1 protein-coding gene is annotated in these 506 nt (G+C 63.8%); it reads left to right on the top strand.

The features are described from left to right. A partial coding sequence (locus CBX98_RS26340; RefSeq protein ID WP_197710247.1) for a hypothetical protein occupies positions 1-506 on the top strand: 506 nt, incomplete at both ends.

Genomic DNA, 506 nt, shown 5'->3' with positions numbered 1-506 from the left:
TGGCTGCCGCATGGTATGCGCTGTTGCGTGCACTTGGTGCGGGAGGTGTGCCTGCTTCTGGCACGCTAACCATCTATTCCGTGTCGCAGTTCGGAAAATATCTACCTGGAAGCGTACTGCAGTATCTGGGCCGTCATGCCATGTTGCGAGCGCGTGGTGTGTCGCATCGCCTTTTGGTGCTATGCGCGTTGCTCGAGGCCGCGATGCTCGTGGGTGCCGCGCTGATTTGGGCTGCGCCGCTCGCCGTGCACTACGTTCCGATCGATGCACTCATGATGAGAGCCGTCGTCTTGTCCGGCCTGGTCGTCGCGGGCTGGCTCCTGCAGCGGCATGCCTCGGCGCTCGGCGGAGGCATTGCAGTCTCGCCGCGCTGGCTGCTCGCAGCATTCGTCCTGCACCTGGCTTTCTTCGGCGCCATGGGGCTGACGTTCGGGCTCGTCGCCGGTGACGACATCGTTCATGCGAGTGGATGGCCGACGTTGCTTGCAGGCGTAGCCGCGAGCTGG

Source organism: Vibrio sp. T9 (assembly GCF_003123985.1).
Lineage (GTDB): Bacteria > Pseudomonadota > Gammaproteobacteria > Enterobacterales > Vibrionaceae > Vibrio > Vibrio diabolicus.
Note: the sequence above shows the minus strand (reverse complement) of the source record. Positions and strands in the feature narration are given on the sequence as shown.